Raw genomic sequence first — 433 nt, 5'->3', positions numbered from 1 at the left:
ATAGCTCGATACCCGACTGGGTAAACAGCGATTCTTGACGATAAAGTGGCATCGCGTATTGGTATTTTCCAAGAATGATGTTGGTCAGCAAACTTTCTGTGGCGAAGCTTTTAGGGATGAGGCTCTGAGGGGATGGCTTCTGAACGATTCGGCTGCTGTCGCCTGTTTTCTCGCACTGGCGGCAAGCGTACTTAGGACGAACATATTCCAACACTTTGAGTACCGCTGGCGTGAACTCTAGCTTCTCGTTGCGGTCTTCCCCGATTTTATGCAGGCTATGATTGCAGCAAGCGCACTGCTTTTCATGGTCGTCTACATCAAGTTCGATAACCTCACGAGGCAAGGTCTTAGGCAGAGATTTACGTTTACCGCGCTTTTTCGTTGTGGTCGTGGTTGTCACCTCAACCTCGTCCTCTTTAACGGCTTCACATTC

1 protein-coding gene is annotated in these 433 nt (G+C 49.2%); it reads right to left on the bottom strand.

The genetic code is table 11. The features are described 5' to 3' along the window. On the bottom strand, window positions 1–433 hold a 433-nt coding region (locus AB4583_RS20175), incomplete at both ends, for an IS66 family transposase zinc-finger binding domain-containing protein (RefSeq protein WP_372119082.1).

The organism is Vibrio sp. 10N.222.49.C12 (assembly GCF_041475025.1).
Classification (GTDB): Bacteria; Pseudomonadota; Gammaproteobacteria; order Enterobacterales; family Vibrionaceae; genus Vibrio; species Vibrio crassostreae_C.
The sequence above is the reverse complement of the archived record's forward strand: the minus strand, read 5'-3'. Positions and strand labels throughout refer to the sequence as shown.